A 19,085-nucleotide genomic window follows, 5' to 3' on the forward strand; every position below is an offset into this window, starting at 1 on the left:
GAGGAGATTCCCTCCGGCCGCCTTGCTTGAGGTCGATTCGTATTTTAGAATGAGTCAGTTGGCGGACGGCGAGGGAGCGCAGGGATCTCTTCAAAGCCGGTGGATTCGGATGATGTTTCTCGATCGTTCGTTGGGGAAATGAAGCGCTCCTCCTGGTGAGGTTGCCATCAGAACTTTCCCCCACAATTCTTGACGTTTCCAATCATCCGAGCGTTCCACAGTTCGCTTGAGCCCGGCATTCGACACGTACCGTGCGGCGGCCTCTGCGCCGACGGGGTCTCTGCCCCATCGAGGGACGAAAGGACCAGGCATGCCATCGGGTAAGGACATCACGGGTGGTGGCTCGTCGGGCGGCGGGAAGCGAGGCGGCGGAGGCGGGAATGCGCCCTCGGGAACGACCGGTGGGTCGAAGAAGAACGCCTACTGCTCCTTCTGCCGCAAGAGCTATCGCGACGTCGGCCCGCTCGTGGAAGGCCCCGGCGATGTCTACATCTGCGGCGAATGTATCGAGCTCTGCCAATCGATCCTCGACCAGGAGCGGCGGCGACGCGGGGTCCCCAAGACCCTCTTCACCGACATCCCGACCCCTCGCGAGATCAAGGAACAGCTCGACGCCTACGTCATCGCCCAGGACCGCGCCAAAAAGGTCCTCTCCGTCGCCGTCCACAACCATTACAAGCGGCTCGTGGCCGGTGAGGACTCCGAGAGCTCGGTCGAGCTCGACAAGTCGAACATCCTCCTGATCGGCCCGACCGGCTGCGGCAAGACGCTCCTGGCACGCACGCTCGCCAGGATCCTCAACGTCCCCTTCGCGATCGGCGACGCCACCACGCTAACCGAGGCCGGCTACGTCGGCGAGGACGTCGAGAACATCCTCTTGAAGCTCCTGCACGCCGCGGACTTCGACCTCGAAAGCGCCCAGCGTGGCATCATTTACATCGACGAAATCGATAAGATCGGCAAGACCAACCACAACGTCTCGATCACCCGCGACGTCTCGGGCGAAGGGGTCCAGCAGGCCCTCTTGAAGATGCTCGAAGGGACCGTCGCGAATGTACCGCCGCAAGGGGGACGCAAGCACCCCGAGCAGCAGTACATCCAAATGGACACAACTAACATTCTGTTCATCTGTGGCGGGACGTTCGTCGGCCTCGACAACCTGATCGCCCGCCGCGTCGGCCGCAAGACGATCGGTTTTGGGAGCCAGACCGATGTCGAGCACGACGGCGAAATCGGGGCGCTGCTCGACCGCGTCACCTCGGACGACATCCTCGAGTTCGGGATGATCCCCGAGTTCGTCGGACGACTCCCCGTCACGTGTCCGCTCATGCCGCTGGACACCGACGCACTCGTTCAGATCATGACCGAGCCGCGCAACGCCCTGGTCAAGCAGTATCGCAAGTTCTTCGAGATGGAGGGCGCCGACCTCGAGTTCCTCCCCGAGGCCCTCCAGGAGATCGCCAAACGGGCCAAGGCCAAGGACACCGGCGCCCGCGGCCTCCGGTCGATCGTCGAGGAGATCATGCTCGACATCATGTACGAGCTCCCCGACCGCTCCGACAAAGAGAAGGGACGCTTCGTCGTCACCCCCGAAATCGTGAGGAAGGAAAAGAGCCTCTTCGACACGCCCCCCCTCCCGCTCACGCCCACCAAGGCCGAGCGGAAGAAGGAAAGCGCCTGAGCCTGATTGAGTCTGGAGTTCGAAACCCGGCTTTTTCTTCAAAGCCGGGTTTCTCACGCTCTCAGCGCCGACATCCCCTCCTGTTGGGTCGCCAACCCCCGCAACGGCCCGGTTCTTCACGAAATTGCTCGTCAACTCCGGCGGTGAAAAGTCCCGACCTACTTCGAGGGGAGGGCAACTCCTTGAGTACCATCGATCGACCGGACCATCGCATACTGCCTCCGCTCGAGGAAGGGCAACGTCTCGGCCAGCCCCTCTTCCACGAGCGTTACGAGGCGATGCCCCTCGGTACTTGGGCAGAGCTCATCGGAGGCGTGGTCTACATGCCCTCGCCACTGGGATATAAACATAGTTGTGTCGACAGGATATTGGGCTTCTGGCTTTGCCAATACGAGCAAGCGACGCCCGGCCTGACTGGGGCAGCCAATCTCTCCACCATTCTCGGGCCAGATTGCGAAGTCCAGCCCGATCAGCAACTCCAGATTCCACCGGCATGCGGTGGCCTCGCCCGTATCGTCGACGATTACGCCCATGGTCCTCCCGAATTGGTTATTGAGATCTCTCGATCGAGTCGGAAGCTTGATCTCGGGAAGAAGAAAGACAGCTACTTGAAAGCGGGTGTCCCGGAATACCTCGTCGTCTCGCTCGAGCCTGAAGAGATCTTCTGGTTCCTCCTTCGCGACGAGCAATACATGCGGACGGAGCCCGGTCCCGACGGCTGGTACCGATCCGAGCGCTTCCCCGGCCTCTGGCTCGATCCCCAGGCTCTTTTCCGCGAGGACATCGACGCGTTGATCGCGGGCCTCGAAGCGGGACTCGCCACTCCCGAGCATGCGGAATTCACAGCCAGAATCGCTGCAACTGCAAATCCTCGGGGCTAAAGCCTGCAACGTCAAGCGGACGTACGCGAAGTCGCTGGTGTCTTCGCCAAGTCGCGGAGAACGTCGAGCCCTCGCGCCAGGGTCGCGTCGTCGACGGCGTACGAGATCCGGAAGTGGGTGTCCTGTCGGCTGAAGACGTTTCCGGGGATGATCAGCAGGTTCCTGCGGATCGCCTCGGCGACGAACTCGGTGCCGGTGCCCCAGGGGGCTTTCGGGAACGCATAGAAGGCCCCTTCGGGGGCGGCCAGCTCGAAGCAGTCGCCCAGGGCTTCGACCACCGCGTCCCGCTTGCGGCGGTAGGCTTCGACCTGAGCGCGGAGATCCTGGTCCAGGGCGACGACGCCCGCGTACTGGACGTGGCTCGGGGCGCACACGAAGCTGAACTGCTGGAGCTTCGCCATCTCCTGGATCAGCCGGGAGGGCCCGTGGGCGAATCCGAGCCGCCAGCCGGTCATCCCGTAAGCCTTGCTGAAGCCGTCGACGACCATGACCTCGTCGTTCCAGGTCGTCGGCGTCGCGAAGGGATGGTCGTAGCAGAAGGACCGGTAGACCTCGTCGCTGATGAGCAAAACACCTCGTTCCTTGCAAAGCAGCGCCAACGCCTTCATCTGCTCGGCCGACGCGACGACGCCCGTCGGGTTGCCCGGCGAGTTGACCAGGATGCACTTGGTCCTCGGGGTGATCGCGGCGGCGACCCGCTCGACGTCGATCCGGAACTCGGGATAGGTGTCGACCAGGACGGTCGTCCCGCCCGCCAGGGCCACGAGGTTGCCGTACATGACGAAGTACGGGTCGAAGATGATCACCTCGTCGCCGGGATTCACCACCGAGCAGAGGGCCAAAAGCAGGCCGCCCGAGGTCCCCGACGTGATCAGGACCTGGCGATCGGAGTGGTGGAATTCTTCGTCGACGGCGGCCTGGAGCTTCCCCCTCAGCTCGGGGATCCCCTGGGTGACCGTGTAGGCGTTGCGGCCTTCCTCGATCGCGCGGATGGCCACGGCCTTGACCGGTTCGGGCACGTCGAAGTCGGGGAGCCCGATCGAGAGGTTGATCGGATCCTTCATGGCCTTGGCCATGTCGAACGCCTTGCGGATCCCCGAGGCTTCGATCAGGCGCATCCGGTCGGCGATCCAGGCGTCGTTCACTGTCGAACTCCGGCAACTTCGGCTTGGTTGGTTTCTGGGCCCCATCCTCGCACGGGGCGAAGGGTCGATTGTAACACGCCGGGTCGCCGGGCGCGGAGGGAAGCCAAGTTGTCAGGCATGAGGAGCTTCGCGTACCCTAGAGCGGTCTTCGTCGACGCCTCGCCCCGCCTCGAAACTCCGCCGAGTGGACTCCATGCTCCGAGCGTTCATGATCTTCGCCTCCACGGCCGGCTTGCTCCTTGCCGTCGCACTCGCGATCGGCCTCTCGGGGAGCGAGACCATGTCGGGTCGAGGGCGTTCCTTGCTCGGGCCCGATAGCTCGACCTCGGCTCTCTTGATGCTCCCGACGATTGGAACCCACGGCTTCGCTCAGTTCGGCTCGGCCATCATGACACGTCGAATCCTGAGGATGATGAGGGGGCATGACCTGCCCGACTGGATCGGGCCACATGCCTTCAAGAACGCTCGCAAGGCGATCCCATTCACCTGCGCGGCGACGGTCCTCACGGCACTATCGGCGTTCCTGGTCGCTGCCCGAGGGTTTGACACGTCCGGGGTCGTGGGTTTGGTCTCGGCCACGGTCTCATTCAATCTGGGAGCCTTCCTCGCCGAGTACGCGGCGATGGCGTCGCAGTCGCGTCTCCTGCGCGAGGTCAGGGCCTCGTCGAGACAACCGTGGGTCGTGGGCCCCAACGCCGGGGCTTTGGTTGCGGCGAAGTTGCCGATGGGGGAGGGCCGCTGATGTCGCCGCTCGGGGTTATCGTCTCGATCGTCCTGGTGGATCTGCTCGGGTTCAGCATCGTCATGCCCTTGCTCGCGCCATTCGCGGAGCAATATGGGATGAAACCCTGGCAGATCGGGTTGCTCTACGCGGCCTACCCGATGTGCCAGCTTGTCGCGGGCCCGATCCTGGGGAGGCTTAGCGACCGTTATGGCCGTCGCCCGCTCCTGATCGTGAGCCAGGCAGGGACCGCACTTTCGTTCGTGGGTCTCGGATTGTCGTCGGACTTCACGGTCATGCTCCTCTTCCGGATGCTCGACGGGGCGTCGGGGGGGAACATCCTGGTCGCGCAGGCCTACGTCGCCGACGTCACGACGCCCGAGAACCGTTCCCGAGGGATGGGACTCATCGGCATGGCGTTCGGCCTCGGGTTCGTGCTCGGGCCGTTGCTAGGAGGATTGATCCTCACGCTGCCGATCGACCCGAACCTGCGGCTCAAGCTCCCGTTCTTGGTCGCGGCCGCCTTCTCGACGGTGGCTTGGATCCTGGCCTATACGCGGCTTCCCGAATCACTCCCCGCGGACTCCGAGGCCCGGCAGGCGGCCCGGGTCGTGAGCTGGCGGGGGATCGTCGGCACCGTGTCACTGCCAGGGGTCGGCCGCCTGGTGATCCTCGCGTCGCTCGTCGTCCTGGGCTTCTCGGCCCTTGAGGGGACCTACAGCCTCTTCCTCCACCAACGGCTCCACTGGAGCCCGAGCGGGGCCGCGTTCGCGTTCGCGTTCCTGGGCCTCGTGAGCGCGGTCGTCCAGGGGGGGATGATCCGCCGCCTCGTCCCGCGCTACGGGGAGCCCCGGCTCATCGTCATCGGGGTCGCGGCCCTGTCGGTCGGACTGGCGGCCCTCGCGTTCGCCTCGAACGGCCCAGCACTCCTAGGGGCAACGCTGATCGTCGGCATCGGCCAAGGCCTGGCCAGCCCCACGATCTCGGGCCTCCTCTCGAGGATCACTCCGGCCGGCGAACAAGGTGCCGTCTTCGGCGTCGTCTCGATGGTCCAGACCTTCGCGAGGATGTCGAACTACATCGCGGCCAACCTTCTCCTCGCCCGCTCCGGCCCCTCCGCCCCGTTCCTGGAAGGGGCGGCCGTCGCCGCGATCGCGCTCGGCCTCGCGTTCGCGGTTCAGAAGAACGGCTCGATCCATGGCGAAGCCAACGCCCTCACGACCGAGGACGACGATCCGCGTCGAACGAGCAACGACACCGAGAGGCTCGAGGTCCGCTGAATGCCGCAGCTTCGAGACCCGGTGTTTTCTTCAACACCGGGTCTCGAAAGACGGGCTCAATCACGAGCCGGCGTTGGAGTTTCGAACCGACCGGGCGGGTCGGGGAGATCCCGGTCAAGGTATCCGCCGATCATGCTCGGGTCGGTGTAGGGGTACCGGCCGAGGACGGCCCGGACGGCATCGGGGTGGGTGATCAGGATCTCGACGGCATCGACGATCGACTGGGGCTTGGCGTACAGAAGCCGTTCGCTGAAGTTGCCCCCGGCTTGATCCGGCCGGTCGAATCGTTTCATGATGGCCAGGAGCCTGGCCTCGTCGGAGCCCTCGGCGACAGGCTTTCGCTCGGCGAGGGTTCGAGCCGCCACTCGAAGTCGATCAGGGGCCCTCTTTGCCCAGTCGAAGCTAGGCTCGTAGACCTTCCGCAGGGGGACCTTCGTCAAGCCCTGGCCCCAGAACCGGCCGAGCCAGGGAGCATTCTCGCGGACCCATCCCGGCACATCATCCGGGGGAAGCGGCCACTCCTCGCCCCACTCGACGAGCATCTGGAGCGCCCAGGCACGCGAGACGGCCACCGGGTCGGCTACCGTGGCTAGTCGCACGCCATCGAGTTGCTTCGGCTCGAGCGCGTACCACGGCTTCATGTCGAACAAGAGTCGGGTGATCGTCCAGGCCTTGGAGTCCTGGGTCAGGAGCCATGCGTAGGCGAGCTCATCCCACTTCGTCGAGCCGAGTTGGACGTCCCCCCGGAGCTTTCCCATCGCGTGCAGGTCTCCGAAAGTCGGAGGCATGCTCTTTTGGTTGTAGAAGTCGACGGCCGCTCCCTTGGGGAATTTGTGGTTGAGTGCGTCGAGCGTCTGGTCGTTGAACGCGTCGTACCAGTACGACAACTCGAACCCGGCCTTCCAGGCCCCCTTGGCCCCGCCGATCAGCTCGTTGTAGTACGAGAGCTCGAAGGGATGGACCTTCACGAGTTGCCACCCCGCCGAGCCGAGGACGAGGGTCGCGAAGACCGCTCGCGTCCAGCCGGGTCGCCCTCGGACGAGTCGGGCGAGGCCGTCGGCCACCCAGACGAGCCCCCACCCCGCGAACGCCGCCAGGAAGAAGAAGGTCGGCAGGAAGAGGCGGACTCCGTCGTGCGCGGGGGTCGCCAGCATCCGGAGCGCGGGGAGGGTCAGGAAGTGGGCGAGGAAGTAGATCGGGAGCCGATCCTGCCGCGCGTGGCGCAAGGTGTAGACGAGCCCGGCCACGCCCGCGAAGAGGATCCCCGCGGGGACCGTGATCGCCAGGAGGATCCAGGCGTTGTGCCAGGGGAGGCTATATTCGTAGATCTGCCCGAGATAAAGAATCTGGATGTCGGGCAAGGCCCCGCGCCTGGCGGTGCTCAGCATGTAGTAGTGCGCCAGCCTCGGCAATGCCTCGCGCCACCAGGCCGGGTTGCCGAGCCAGCCGACGATCGGGGCAAACGCCAGGATCGCCGTGAAGGTTTCGAGCGCAGGCCGCTCGGCTCCCCAAATCGGGCTCGATCGAAAGACTCGGCCGAGGAGTCGACGACCGACCCAAACGACCAACGGGAGCACCAAGATCCCCCCCGGCAGGTCGCTCGGGACCTTGGCAAAGAACAGGTTCGTCTGGCCGGGGGGCGGGAGTTGCCGGGCGATGCGGAGGATCTCGCGAAAGGCCACTCCCAACGGGATGAGCATAGCCCCCGTCGTCAGCACCCCGTCGACCCAGTCCGCCTTCCCGCCTCGCCTCGAGAACGTCCGGGGCAGGTGGCCCACGACCATCCAGGCAAAGAGCGGGAGAATGACGATCACGGCCGCCATCTTCTCGAGGAAGGCCAGGCCCAGCAGGATCCCCACGAGGACCCGCCAACGCCTCCCTTTGGCGTCGTGGAGCCCTTTCCAAAAGGCAACCGTCGTGGCCGCCCAGAGGAACAGGCCCGGCGTGTCGGTCGCCGCGATGTGGCCGTCCCCATAGACCCGGGGCATCAGGAGGAGCGAGCCCGCGAAGACGCCGGCAACCCAGGCGCCGTACCGCCTGGCGAGAAACCCGAATCCGATCGTGATCGTGAGCACGTACTCGAGGACCGTCGCCAGTCGCCTCGAGGGGGTGTCCTGCCACCAACGCCCGACGAGCGCGTGAGTCGCCAGGTTCATCTGCCCCGCGAAAGGCGGATGGAAATTGATGCCGTGGCGGCCGTACGGCCAGTAGTAGAGCAACGCATCCGGCTCGAGATAGGGGGAGGCGTCGTCCCAGGAACGCGCCGAGGCCAGGCCCTCCCACCACTGCGCCGACATCTCCTGGCTGTACCGATAGGCCGGCTCATCCCAGGTCAGGCCGATGTCCCCCGTCGTCGGCAAGGTCGCCGCGAGTGAGGCCGCGAACACCAAGGTACACGCGCCCCACCAGGCACGACCAGTCAGGCCTCGCATTGCCGGATCGGCATCAGTGTGAGTCATTCCAGAGTCGCTCGGGGAGGATGCCGAACCGGCCTTCTGATCCATGTCGCCCTCGTTGCTCACCAAATTTAAACTCAATCCAATTATCCCACTTACCCTATCTTAAAAAAGGGTTGCCTGTTGTTGACGGAATCTTTAACCTATCCTGTGGGCGGGCATTCATATTGCTCAAAGTGAGGACCATTTCCACTGGCTCCTCGGTTGGACCGCCTCAGATTGACCACTTTGACACTGGAGTCCTTCGAATGCGACGTTTCCTGACGACCTTTGCCCTGGCGGCTCTTTGCGGTGGTTTCCTGCTCTCGAGCGACGCCTCGGCGTCCTGCTTCAAGAAGAAGGCGCTCTGCGTGAAGTCGGCCCCGGTTTGCGCCCCCGCCCCGGTGGTCTGCGCCCCCGCTCCGGTTTGTGCCCCCGAGCCGGTCTGCGCCCCCGCCCCGGTCTGCGAGCCGGCTCCCAAGAAGTGCTGCGGCAAGAAGCTCTTCGCCGGCTTCTTCAAGAAGAAGCACTGCGCCCCCACGGTCGTGACCTGCGCCCCGGTCTCCACCTACGCCCCGGTCTATGCCCCGGTGGTCGTTCCCTCGGCCCAGGTCCTGCCGACCGGACAGGGCTCCTGAACCAAGCCCCAACACGGCGAGGAGTGGCCTTCTCTCCGAGGCCACTCACCGTCGCCCCGTCGATTGTGTCCGATCTCTCGCGGGCGATCCATCACCCGCTCCCTCCGAACCATCCCACCTCTGCAGGGCTGGTGACCTTCGCTCCGGGTCACCCAGGCACGGAAGCGACCCGACGACGCGGGGCCCACGGGCCTGTCAGGCAAGCACTTTCTTCAGGACGCGTCCGGCGACGTCGGTCAGACGTTCGTCGCGACCGTTGTGGAGGACGGTGAGCCTCTTGTGGTCGAGGCCCATCAGGTGCAGGATCGTGGCGTGGATGTCGTTGACGTGCGCCCGGTCTTCGATCGCGTTGAGGCCGATCTCGTCGGTCGCGCCGACGGTCGTCCCTCCTTTGACGCCCCCACCGGCCATCCACATCGTGAACCCGGTCGCATTATGGTCGCGCCCGCGTCCCCCCTTCTGACTGACGGGGGTCCGGCCGAACTCCGCTCCCCAGATGACGAGCGTCTCCTCGAGCAGGCCCCGCCGTTTGAGGTCGGTGAGGAGGGCCGCGACCGGCTGATCCGTCAGGCCGCACATCTTCTGGTGATTGGCGTCGATGTCGTCGTGGGCGTCCCACTGCATGGCGACCGGCCCGCCGCCGGAATAGAGCTGGACGAAGCGGACCCCGCGCTCGACAAGGCGTCGGGCGAGCAGGCAGCGTGTACCGAACTCGGCCGTTCGGGGGTTATCCAGGCCGTACAGCGACTTGGTCTCGGCGGTTTCACGCGACAGGTCGACCGCATCGGGCGCGGCGCTCTGCATCCGGAAGGCGAGCTCGTACGACTGGATCCGCGCCGAGAGCTCGGAGTCGGAGGGGTCGAAGCCCTCCTGGTTCATCGTGTTGAGCAGGTCCAGGGTCGCCCGCTGCTCGGCCGAGGAGAACTCGGCGGAGGGCCGCAGATTGACGATCGGGGTGGGGCCGTTGCGGAAGAGGGTCCCCTGGTATTGCGCCGGGAGCAGGCCGGCCCCCCAGCACGGGGCTCCGCCTTCGGGGGTCCCCTCGGGCTGCGTCATCACCACGTAGGAGGGCAGATCCTCGCTCTCAGAGCCGAGGCCGTAGGTGACCCAGCTCCCCAGGCTCGGATAACCCATGAAGATCCGGCCCGTGTTCATCTGATACATCGCCGGGGCGTGGACCACGCTATCGGCGACGCACGAACGGATCAGCGCAATCTCGTCGGCGTGCTGGTGCATGTGCGGCACGAGGTCCGACATATCCATCCCGGACTCGCCGTACTTGCCGAACTTGCGATGGCTCCCCAGGCAGAGAGGGTCATCCTCGAGGAATTCGCTATGGACCTTCCCGAAGCTCGGGGGCAAATGCTGCCCGTCGAGCTTGTTCAACGCCGGCTTCGGGTCGAACATGTCCATCTGGCTCGGGCCGCCAGTCATGAACAGGAAGATGCAGCGCTTCGCCTTCGCCGGGAAATGCCCCGCCTTCTCCGCCATGGGGTTCGGGTTCGGGTTCGGGCCCGGGCTCGAGCCCAGGGCCTGTCCCTCCGACTGGAGCAGGTGGGCCAGTCCGAGCATCCCGAATCCATTCCCCGCGCGTTTCAGAAACTCGCGACGGCTCGTCGGCATCCACCCGAACGGACCGGGACAGCTCGTGGGTCGCATCGGAATGATTCCGTGAGGAATGGAGGACGGGGTTTCACCAGAAATTTTCTTCAAGGCACATACATGAATTCGTTGCGATTGAGCATGGCGAGGGCGAAGTCGACCAGCGCCGCGGTGTCGGGATTTGCCAGGGCCTTCGAGCAAAGCAGGGCGGACTGGACGTCGAGGAAGGCGAGGGCCTGCTCGAGTTCCTTCGGCTTCGGCTCGCGGGCGAGGACGATCCGATAGGCCCGGCGCACTTCCTCATCCTTGCGTCCGGCCGACTCTCGGGCGACCCGCGCGGCGAGGGCCTTGGCCCGTTGGGCGGAGAAGTCGCTGTTGAAGAGGACCAGGGCCTGGAGCGCGTGGGTGCTCACGCCGCGTTGGGCACAGGCGGTCTGGGTGTCGGGGGCGTCGAACGCGTCGAACAAGGGGTAGCGGACGTTTCGCTTGCGGAAGAGGTAGAGAGAGCGCCGGAGGTGCTCCGTGGGATCGGGGGTCTCAGGCCAGAGGTCGATGACCTCGTGCTCGGTGAAGATCAGGTCCTCGACTTCCTTCTCGATCGGAGCGAGGACGCTCGGCCCTCCCATCTTGGGGTTGAGCTCACCCGAGGCGACGAGCATCGCGTCGCGGAGGCTCTCGGCTTCGAGCCGGCGCCGATTCATCCGCCAGAGCATCGCGTTGTCGGGATCCTCCGCCGATAGCTTGGGATCCGGCTCGCTCGACTGCCGGTAGGTGGCCGAGGTCACCATCAGCCGGTGGATCGGCTTAAGCTTCCAGCCCTGGGCAACGAGTTCGGTGGCCAGCCAGTCGAGGAGTTCGGGATGCGACGGGGCCTCGCCTCGGACGCCGAAATCGCTCGAGGTGGCGACGATCCCTCGGCCGAAGTGATTCAGCCAGAGCCGGTTGACCATGACTCGGGCCGTCAGCGGGTTGTCCGAACGAGTCAGCCAGCGGACCAGGGCCTGCCGCCTCCCGGAGGTTGAGGTGGTCGGGCGGATCGAGTCGGGGACGAAGGCATCGCTCGGTTGCGAGGCCAAAACCACGCCTGGGGGCCTCGGCTCAACGACTGGGCCGAGGTTCTTGATGTCGCCCCGCTTGGCGACCCGCGTCTCGGGGGCCTCGACCTTCTCGTCGAAGAGTGCCATGGCTTCCGCCGGCGGCCTCGGGAGCGTGACCTCGATCGCGTGGATTTCTCGCTTCAGTTGCTCCCGGACGGGGAAGTCGGTCGGATTGGCGGCGACGGCCGCGACGACATCCTCCCAGGGGACGGTCAACGTCTGGGCGATCCCCTCGGCCAGTCGCTTCTGCACGGGCGTCCGGTCTTTCTCGGGGATCGCCAGGATCGCCTTCTCGGCTTCGGTGAGCTTGCTGGTCCTCGCCTCGAGCAGCACCTTGCGATACGGGGCCTCGATGGCCGCCATCTTGGCCTGGAGGGGAGCGACCTTCGCGGCGATGTCCTTCTTCGTCGCCTCGAAGGCGTCGCGGTCGGCCTTGGAGGCGATCGGCTTGTCGACCATGTTCGCGCCGGCGAAGAACGCCTGGAGGCGGTAATAGTCGGTCGTCGGGAGCGCGTCGAACTTGTGGTCGTGGCACCGGCAGCAGCCGACCGTGAGGCCGAGGAAGACCGATCCGACCGTACCGGTGATCTCCGTCAGCTCCGATTGCCGTTTAACTTTCGGGTCAATGTTCCCCGCCACGATCTCGCGAGGTCCGCAGCGCCCGAAGCCCGTGGCGATGAGTGCAGAGGAGTCACCCGGGGCGACCTCGTCGCCGGCGAGCTGCAAGGCGATGAATCGGTCGTAGGGCATGTCGGCGTTCAGGGCGTCGACGACCCAGTCACGATAGCGCCAGGCGTCAGGCCGCTCGGCGTCGAGCTCGAACCCGTTCGACTCGGCGAAGTGGGCGAGATCAAGCCAGTGCTGGGCCCAGCGCTCTCCATATCGAGGGCTGCCGAGGAGGCGATCCACGACCCGTTCATAGGCCTCGGGCTTCGTATCCTCAAGGAAGGCATCCACCTCCGTCGGAGTCGGCGGCAAGCCCGTCAGGTCGAAGGTGACGCGTCGGATCAGGGCGATGCGGTCGGCCTCGGGCGAGTGCCGAAAGCCCATCTCCTCGAGCCCGGCGAGCACAAACCGGTCGATCGTGTTCTTGATCCAGCCTTCTTCCTTGACCGAAGGCGTCTCGGGACGTTTCGGGATCTGGTAGGCCCAGTGCGAACGCTGGTCGTCCTTGAATGTCTCGAGGGGGGCGATCGGCCCGACTTCGGAACGGCCGGGACCGGGGTCGGCGGCGAGGGCCGCCGACACGATCAACAGGCCGACGGCCGAGAACGGGACGAGCCATTTCCGGTAGTCACGAGCCATGAGAACGTCGCTCCCCGAATGGAGGACCGGCTGATTTCGAAATCGATTGGAAAACGGAGGGCGATCCCCACTTCGGAGAGGGCGTGGGGAGGCGGCCCCTGCGGGCCGGAGGGTCGTCGAACTCCCCATCATACTACGCCGACCGACCGGGGAAAGGAATCGAAATCGGCATAGAACCGATACGTGCTCCGTCCGGGCGGGGTTCAGATCAACTCGCGGATCGGCCTGCCATCGGCGTTGATCTGGATCGGGCGGCCATCGGGGGTCAGGTGGGTCGTGTCGAGCGGGATTCCGAGGCAATGGTAGAGTGTCGCCGCAAGATCCTCGGTGTAGTAGGGGGCTTCGGTCGGTTGTTCGCCGAGGGCGTTCGTCTGCCCGACGATCGTCCCCGGTCGGATCCCACCCCCGGCCAGAAGCGCGATCCCGGCGCTCGCCCAGTGGTCGCGCCCGGCCGAGGGGTTGACCTTCGGCGTCCGGCCGAAGTCGCTCATCATGACGACCAGGGTCGTCTCGAGCATCCCGCGGTCGGAAAGGTCCTGGAGTAACGCGGAGAAGGACGAGTCGAACCGGGGCAGCAAGGTGTTCTTGAGCGAAGGGAAGTTGTTGGCGTGCGTATCCCAGCCGCCGTCGGTCACCGTGACGAACCGGACGCCCGCCTCGACGAGCCGGCGGGCCAGGAGGCACCCCTGGCCCAAGGCGTGCGGCCCGTAACGATCGCGGATCCGAGGGTCTTCGCGGCCGATGTCGAAGGCGCGCTTCGCCTGGGGGGCCGTGATCAGGTTATACGCTTTCTGGTAGAACGTCCCCGCGGCCTCGAGCGCCGAGGAGTCCGACTCGACCTGGGCCTGCCACGTGTCGACGGTCTCGAGGACCTTCATCCGCCGGCCGAACCGCTCGCGATCGACCCCACCGGGCAAGCTCACGTCGCGGACGGTGAAGTTGGGGCTCGAGGGGTCGCCGGGGAGGACGAACGGGTTGTACTGATCCCCCAGGTATCCGGCCACGCCGCCGCCGAACCGCTGATCGACGTTGATGCCGACCTGGACGTACGGGGGCATGCTCGCCCGATCCCCCTTCTCGCGGGAGACGACCGAGCCGTACGCGGGATAGACGATCGACGGGTTGAACGCATGCCCGGAGAGCATGTAGGCGTCGGCCGTCCCGTGCGAGCCGTTCCTCGGGTTCAGCGACCGCAGGATCGAAAACTTGTCCTGGTGTCGCGCGAGCTTCGGCAGCGGGTCGCAGACCCTGATCCCCGGGACGTTCGTGTCGATCACGCCGAACTCGCCGCGGATCTCGGAGGGGGCCTCGGGCTTCGGGTCGAAGCTGTCGACGTGGCTGATCCCGCCCTGCAGCCACACCAGGATGCACGAGATGTCCTTCCCCTTCGACTCCGCCTTCGCCCGCCCACTCAACAGGTCCGGCAAGCCGAGCCCCAGGGCACCGAGAGACCCGACCCGCAGCATGTCGCGTCGAGTCACCCCGTCGCAGCTCCGGTTCGACCCATGGGCTAGCTCGAACATCGGGATCATCTCCCTTGGCAGGCTTCGTCGATATTCGGGCACCGACGATACCCCGGACGCTGTGCGCGGGCTATCGTCGTCCGATCCAAAGAAAGTTTAACATCAGATCGGCGGTCGGATCAAGGACGATGCCCAAGCATCTCTCGCGGGTCTCTCCGTGTTCAAGAATTGCAGCCGTCACGAGCCCCGCGCCTTTTTGAAGTCCAGAACGACCGGTGCGTCGAGGACGATAGGCCGGTTGCGGTTGGCCTTAAGGGCCGCGAGCAGGGCGTCGCTGAATGAGCGCCGGAAGGTCATGGGGGCGGCGAGGCCAGGAATCCTCCCCATGCGATGCCGAGAGCCTCGCCAGATGCCCAGGGCGACCGACTGCGGATTGGCACCGGCGGCCATCAACCGAGACCAGTACCTCAGTTCACGGAGGCTCGGGTCCCGACCGAAGTCGCGAAAGAGCGTCGAGACGAATGCGTCGCGGCCCCTGCCGAACCCTGACACCAGAGGAACGCCCGCCGGCGCCCGTTCAGAAACGCCCGCGTTGGGGTTGGTCGTCACTCGGGAAGGCGGGGATGCGGGGGGCGTAGGCTGGGGAGGATTTCCCGACGGCGACCCGGGATTGGTAGCGACCGCGTCGAGTAGGATCGAACTCCCGATGGGCTGCGCCCCTTGGAACGTGATCGTATGGGCACCGGCCCCTTGGTTGAAACCGAGTTCGACCGTTTCGTAGGACGTGCCCGAAGGCGTGATGCTCCCCACCAAGGCATCGTCGACGAACACGTTCAACGTTTGAGGCGACTGGTTATTGGAGGACTGGGCCGCGTAGAAGGTGAGCAAATACGGTCCGGTTCCCGTCGTCACCTTCTGGCTCATGCTGCTGGTCCCCTGGACGAAACCAACCTGCAGGCCCTGGGGAGGGGCCGGATTACTGCTGGTGTAGTCGCTGTTAGAGCCGTACGCGATGCCGGCGAGCCATCCCGTATTGGGTGGACTGTCGGTGAACGTCCAGTCCACCGTGTTCTGGGTCAATTGCGTCCCGTGGTTGAAGTTGCCGGCGAGACCCAGGACGGTCGCCCACTCGAACCCGCCGTCGCGGACCACGCCGACATTCGGGCTGCCGAATGTGTAGGCATAGAAACTCCCCGGTTGCGAGATCCGGGTGCTGTCCAGGCTCCCGCTGAGCGTAATCGTGATGGTCCCGTCGGCCGCCTTGGTCATGCTCAGGATCGAGAGCGTCTTGGCCGAGTCGATCCCCTCGCCGGTGACCTGGATGTTCTGGAGCGGGCCGATCTTGAGCAGCGTGTTGTAGGCATCCGGGCTGTTGAGGATGATGGTATTGCCCGCCTGCCCGGTCCCGAGCACCGTGCCGGTGAAAACCAAAGGGCCGAAGAACGCGTACGTCGAGCCGTTCGAAGCGTTTGCGAGCGGCATCGACAGGACGACCTGCGATTGCGCCACATTGGGCGAGATTTGAGTGAACTGGACCGCCGACCCCATCTGGACGCCGGGGCCATTGACCAGCGTCCCCACGGTGTTGTGGTTGTAGTCGAACTGGGCGATCTGATAGACCGCCTGCGGGTTCGACAGGCCTCCGAGTTGGCTCGACAAGGCAGGCGCCGAGGCGGCCGTGGTCGTGATGACGCCCCAAGGTGACGTCGGGGTATACGGGTCCTTGTTCGAGAGCCCGTTCAGGCCACCGACGCTGATGTCGATATGGTTCGCCCCACCCCCGTTGACGTTGCCCACGTCGTCATCGAGTGCGAACGCGTACGCGCTCAGCCCCAACTTTTCGTGGATAAACCAGACGAAGGGATCGAGATTATAGGCGTTGTAGTCGAGCCCGCCCGCCGACAAGGCCGGGTCGGGATACCACTGCGACGGGTCGGAGTAGAGGGGGTTCGTGAAGTCCGGGACCCCGCGCAACGCCGATTTGCTCAGGTCGGTGAGGAGATTCACCACGGACGTATTCGCGAGGGGCAGGTAGTCGAGCCCGAGGTTTCCGCCGATGATGTTGACCAGCAGCGGATCCCAAGGGTTCGCGGTCCCCGCCGGGACGCTCACGCTCCACGCGTTCAACACGGTGAAGACCGTTTGGGCGAACGCCAACGCGTAGGGCTGTTCGGCTTGCGTAAACGAGAGGTCGACGAGCGGCGTCAACTTGGGATCGTAGCCGACGATCGACCCGAACGCCGGCGTCGCGAAGTTGAACGACGTCGGACTGCCGGAGATCACCTCGCTCAACGTGATCGTCTTCCCGTCACCGGAAACGGCCAGGACGACGCACCCTGCGGGGACCCCGTTACCCGTCACGACCATGCCGGGGACCAACCCGGTGGCGGCGCTGCTCAGCGTGAGGATGTTGTCGGTCACGCGGCCGGTCGCGTTGTTCATCGCGGTCGACTGCACGTTGTTCGCGTAGTACTGCGCCCAGGAATACCAGAGGCCGGCGATGCCCCCGGCTGCATAGTCCTTCTGCGAAAGCGTAAAGCTGTAGACGAGCGTCGAAGCCGACGCCGGGACGTCTTGGTCGAGTTCTACCCCGATGATGTTCCCGTTGTTGTCGTAGTACATCCCCACGACCTTGCCCGCGGTCAGGGTATCCTTGCCCACGTTGTAGGTCACGGTGTACGAGACGTGATCCGCGACGTTCGGGGCGATGAGTTCGTTGAGGGCGAACGCATTCGCCATCGCGGCCGTGTTCAGGCCGAGGAAATGCCCCGTGCTCGCGTGGGCAGGATCGCCTCCGATCGAGAGCGAGACCGGGCCGGTTCCTCCGCTCGTCAGGGCATAGAGCGGCTCGTTGATGACCGACTTATCCGAGAATGACCTGAAATACTTGATATCGGCGGCGCCGCCGGGCACCGCGGGGCTGGCGAGGAAGAGGTTCTGGCCGGCCGGCAGCTTGATGTTGCCGTTGTCGACCGCAAGATAGCTGGGGTACCCCTGGCCGTTGAAGTAGGTCCCCAGATAGTTGTTGTTCCGGCCGGCCGGATTGCTGCCCGTGAAGGCGGCGAGCGCCGCCTGGAAGTCTTCGAGGCTCTGATTCGACCCGACCCATCCGAACGGCGCCGTCACGTTGCTATTCGGGATCGAGACGTTGCTCGCTTCCATGGCGACCGGCATGTTGATCGTATCGACGAACGAGATGTCGTAGTCGGCCGAATCGGTATCCGCTCCGTTGATCGCGTCGCCGAGGAGGTACTGGAAGCCGGTCGTCGTGTTGATCTGGGGGTCGTAGAACTCCCCTCGAAAGGTGACTTCGGTGAGTTGGAAAGGGGCGTCGTTGTTGGGAGCCTGCGGCGTCAGGGCATGGTACCACATGACCACGCCGTTGTTGGTGCTCGGAGACCCTTGCGTGGTGAGGGTGAAGTCCGGTTGTATGTACCGGTCCGTCTTGGAAATCGTCTGATTCGGCAGAGTTGTGAACGTATATCCTTGAACCGGAGTGTTCTGAACAATCCCGTTCCCCGGCAACTGAATGTAACCCGGATGGCTTGGATCGACCGTGACCTGGAAGCCGCTTGCGGGCAGACCGGGACCTGTCAGGATGAAGGTCCGGTTCGTCGGCAACGCGCCCGAGGCGACCGGCGATTTCCAGTTCGCCGTCGTCGGCTTGTATCCGTCCTGGGAGTCGAAGCTGTCGTAGGCGGGAGTGAAGTCAAGCTGGTTGAGGTTATCGGGATCGATGGAACCGTAGAACGTCGCCTGGGTGTTCGTGTCCTGATAGTAGAAGGGAGCACCTGGCGGTGAACCGCCGCCGGATCCGCCATACGTCGAGAACTGATCGGCGCCGTCGGTCGAGAAGATGATCCGCCCCGAATCCCAGAAAGCCAACGGAACCGTGATCGTGATCGCGGAAAGAGGGGGTAGCCCCGCGTAGTCAGCGGTGCCGTCGGTGTAGCCGATATAGCCCCGATATTCCTGGTTGGATGAGTCGAATGGATCGAACGCGCCGGTCCCTTCATAAGGGGAGACGGCCTGACGACTCACCTGGCCTTCGAGGAAGGCGTAGATCGTCTGCGTCGGACTGTTATTCGTGATCGTGATCGTTTTCTGATACGTCCCCGTCACTCCGTTATACAGCACCTTCCCGAGGCAATCGACGGTCGGCGAGGGCAACAGGTACGGGCCTCCGGTGGCGAGAAGACAACGGCTTTCCAGGAGCCAGCCGTCGAGCGTTCCTCGTGCCACCAGATTCGGGAGAAAACGGCGAGTCCGCCCCGAGACTTGAGAGCGACCCTTCCCCGAGGCATACCCGCCTAAAATCCACATAACTATTACTCAAACAGGATTCAATTCGGACAGTTTGCGTCGGCGGCTGCGGAGTGAGTCGACGTGGGCGAACCGAGAGCGCGAGGGTCGACCGGACAACTCGAGGGCCCTTGGTGTTCATCCGCGAACCATTTCGTGCACGATCACGAAACAATTCAGAACGCGAGCCAAGGGCCGCGAGACCCCGCAGACCCTTGCCTCAACGCCGGGCATGACGTGCCGCCCGCACGCCGTCGCTCGAATTTCTTCGATCGGGTTTATCCGCGTGTCGGATCACTCGCAAGATAAATTTACAAAACGTTGCCAAATCGCCCAAGGGTAAGGGACGGAAAGAAGCATCGCATGACTTCGATGCAGAGACGTAAACCGTTCGGGTCAAAATCACGTCACCACCCGATGGCTCTCCCTCGACAGCCTCTCGGGCCGCCCGGATTCATCACATCGCTCGGTCGGCCCCACGTTCCGCCTCGATCGTCGGCACGGACTCGTCCATCGACGATCGAGGCCGCTCATC

The 19,085-nt window shown here is 64.8% G+C and carries 11 protein-coding genes; 5 read left to right on the plus strand and 6 right to left on the minus strand.

Translation table 11 applies throughout. The annotated features are described in order from the left end of the window. Nucleotides 1-310: 310 nt before the first annotated feature. Complete coding sequence (clpX, locus tag ACYOEI_RS02690) at nucleotides 311-1,681, plus strand: ATP-dependent Clp protease ATP-binding subunit ClpX (RefSeq protein WP_462847728.1); 1,371 nt, start codon at nucleotides 311-313, stop codon at nucleotides 1,679-1,681. Between the two features lie 182 nt (nucleotides 1,682-1,863). Continuing rightward, the gene (locus tag ACYOEI_RS02695) at nucleotides 1,864-2,562 is read left to right on the plus strand and encodes a Uma2 family endonuclease (protein ID WP_462847729.1); all 699 of its coding nucleotides are present in this window, start codon (nucleotides 1,864-1,866) and stop codon (nucleotides 2,560-2,562) included. Nucleotides 2,563-2,573: 11 nt separating this feature from the next. On the opposite strand, the gene ACYOEI_RS02700 is transcribed toward ACYOEI_RS02695, so the two are convergent. Continuing rightward, on the minus strand, nucleotides 2,574-3,707 hold the full coding sequence (locus ACYOEI_RS02700; RefSeq protein WP_462847731.1) for a pyridoxal phosphate-dependent aminotransferase: 1,134 nt from the start codon (nucleotides 3,705-3,707) through the stop codon (nucleotides 2,574-2,576). A gap of 193 nt (nucleotides 3,708-3,900) precedes the next feature. Between ACYOEI_RS02700 and ACYOEI_RS02705 the strand changes: the two genes are divergently transcribed. Then, complete coding sequence (locus ACYOEI_RS02705) at nucleotides 3,901-4,449, plus strand: hypothetical protein (RefSeq protein ID WP_462847732.1); 549 nt, start codon at nucleotides 3,901-3,903, stop codon at nucleotides 4,447-4,449. Further along, entirely contained in the window at nucleotides 4,449-5,708 is a 1,260-nt protein-coding gene (locus ACYOEI_RS02710; protein WP_462847733.1) for an MFS transporter, read from the plus strand. Before ACYOEI_RS02705 ends, ACYOEI_RS02710 begins: the two co-directional genes overlap by 1 nt. A 56-nt stretch (nucleotides 5,709-5,764) precedes the next feature. On the opposite strand, the gene ACYOEI_RS02715 is transcribed toward ACYOEI_RS02710, so the two are convergent. Next, entirely contained in the window at nucleotides 5,765-8,140 is a 2,376-nt protein-coding gene (locus ACYOEI_RS02715) for a glycosyltransferase family 39 protein (protein WP_462847735.1), read from the minus strand. A gap of 272 nt (nucleotides 8,141-8,412) precedes the next feature. Here ACYOEI_RS02715 and ACYOEI_RS02720 point away from each other — a divergent pair, with 272 nt between their 5' ends. Then, entirely contained in the window at nucleotides 8,413-8,781 is a 369-nt protein-coding gene (locus tag ACYOEI_RS02720; RefSeq protein ID WP_462847736.1) for a hypothetical protein, read from the plus strand. Nucleotides 8,782-8,976: 195 nt separating this feature from the next. Here ACYOEI_RS02720 and ACYOEI_RS02725 read toward each other — a convergent pair whose 3' ends face one another. The 4 genes from ACYOEI_RS02725 to ACYOEI_RS02740 all read right to left on the minus strand — a co-directional run bounded on the left by ACYOEI_RS02725 (nucleotide 8,977) and on the right by ACYOEI_RS02740 (nucleotide 18,490). Further along, nucleotides 8,977-10,440: a DUF1501 domain-containing protein gene (locus ACYOEI_RS02725; protein ID WP_462847737.1), complete on the minus strand. Its 1,464-nt coding sequence runs from the start codon at nucleotides 10,438-10,440 to the stop codon at nucleotides 8,977-8,979. A 50-nt stretch (nucleotides 10,441-10,490) separates the two neighbouring features. Then, entirely contained in the window at nucleotides 10,491-12,785 is a 2,295-nt protein-coding gene (locus ACYOEI_RS02730; protein ID WP_462847738.1) for a DUF1549 and DUF1553 domain-containing protein, read from the minus strand. Nucleotides 12,786-12,988: 203 nt separating this feature from the next. Continuing rightward, nucleotides 12,989-14,308, minus strand: coding sequence for a DUF1501 domain-containing protein (locus ACYOEI_RS02735; protein WP_462847739.1), 1,320 nt, complete (start codon nucleotides 14,306-14,308; stop codon nucleotides 12,989-12,991). 177 nt (nucleotides 14,309-14,485) lie between these two features. Beyond that, on the minus strand, nucleotides 14,486-18,490 hold the full coding sequence (locus ACYOEI_RS02740) for a hypothetical protein (protein ID WP_462847740.1): 4,005 nt from the start codon (nucleotides 18,488-18,490) through the stop codon (nucleotides 14,486-14,488). Between the last annotated feature and the right edge of the window lie 595 nt (nucleotides 18,491-19,085).

The organism is Singulisphaera rosea, assembly GCF_054877945.1.

What these genes read in the sequence shown, in the direction of transcription:
- clpX (WP_462847728.1), top strand. Translation starts at nt 311, where the DNA reads ATGCCATCGGGTAAGGACATCACGGGTGGTGGCTCGTCGGGCGGCGGG.
- ACYOEI_RS02735 (WP_462847739.1), bottom strand. Translation starts at nt 14,308, where the DNA reads ATGTTCGAGCTAGCCCATGGGTCGAACCGGAGCTGCGACGGGGTGACT.
- ACYOEI_RS02730 (WP_462847738.1), bottom strand. Translation starts at nt 12,785, where the DNA reads ATGGCTCGTGACTACCGGAAATGGCTCGTCCCGTTCTCGGCCGTCGGC.
- ACYOEI_RS02710 (WP_462847733.1), top strand. Translation starts at nt 4,449, where the DNA reads ATGTCGCCGCTCGGGGTTATCGTCTCGATCGTCCTGGTGGATCTGCTC.
- ACYOEI_RS02715 (WP_462847735.1), bottom strand. Translation starts at nt 8,140, where the DNA reads ATGCGAGGCCTGACTGGTCGTGCCTGGTGGGGCGCGTGTACCTTGGTG.
- ACYOEI_RS02705 (WP_462847732.1), top strand. Translation starts at nt 3,901, where the DNA reads ATGCTCCGAGCGTTCATGATCTTCGCCTCCACGGCCGGCTTGCTCCTT.
- ACYOEI_RS02725 (WP_462847737.1), bottom strand. Translation starts at nt 10,440, where the DNA reads ATGCGACCCACGAGCTGTCCCGGTCCGTTCGGGTGGATGCCGACGAGC.
- ACYOEI_RS02720 (WP_462847736.1), top strand. Translation starts at nt 8,413, where the DNA reads ATGCGACGTTTCCTGACGACCTTTGCCCTGGCGGCTCTTTGCGGTGGT.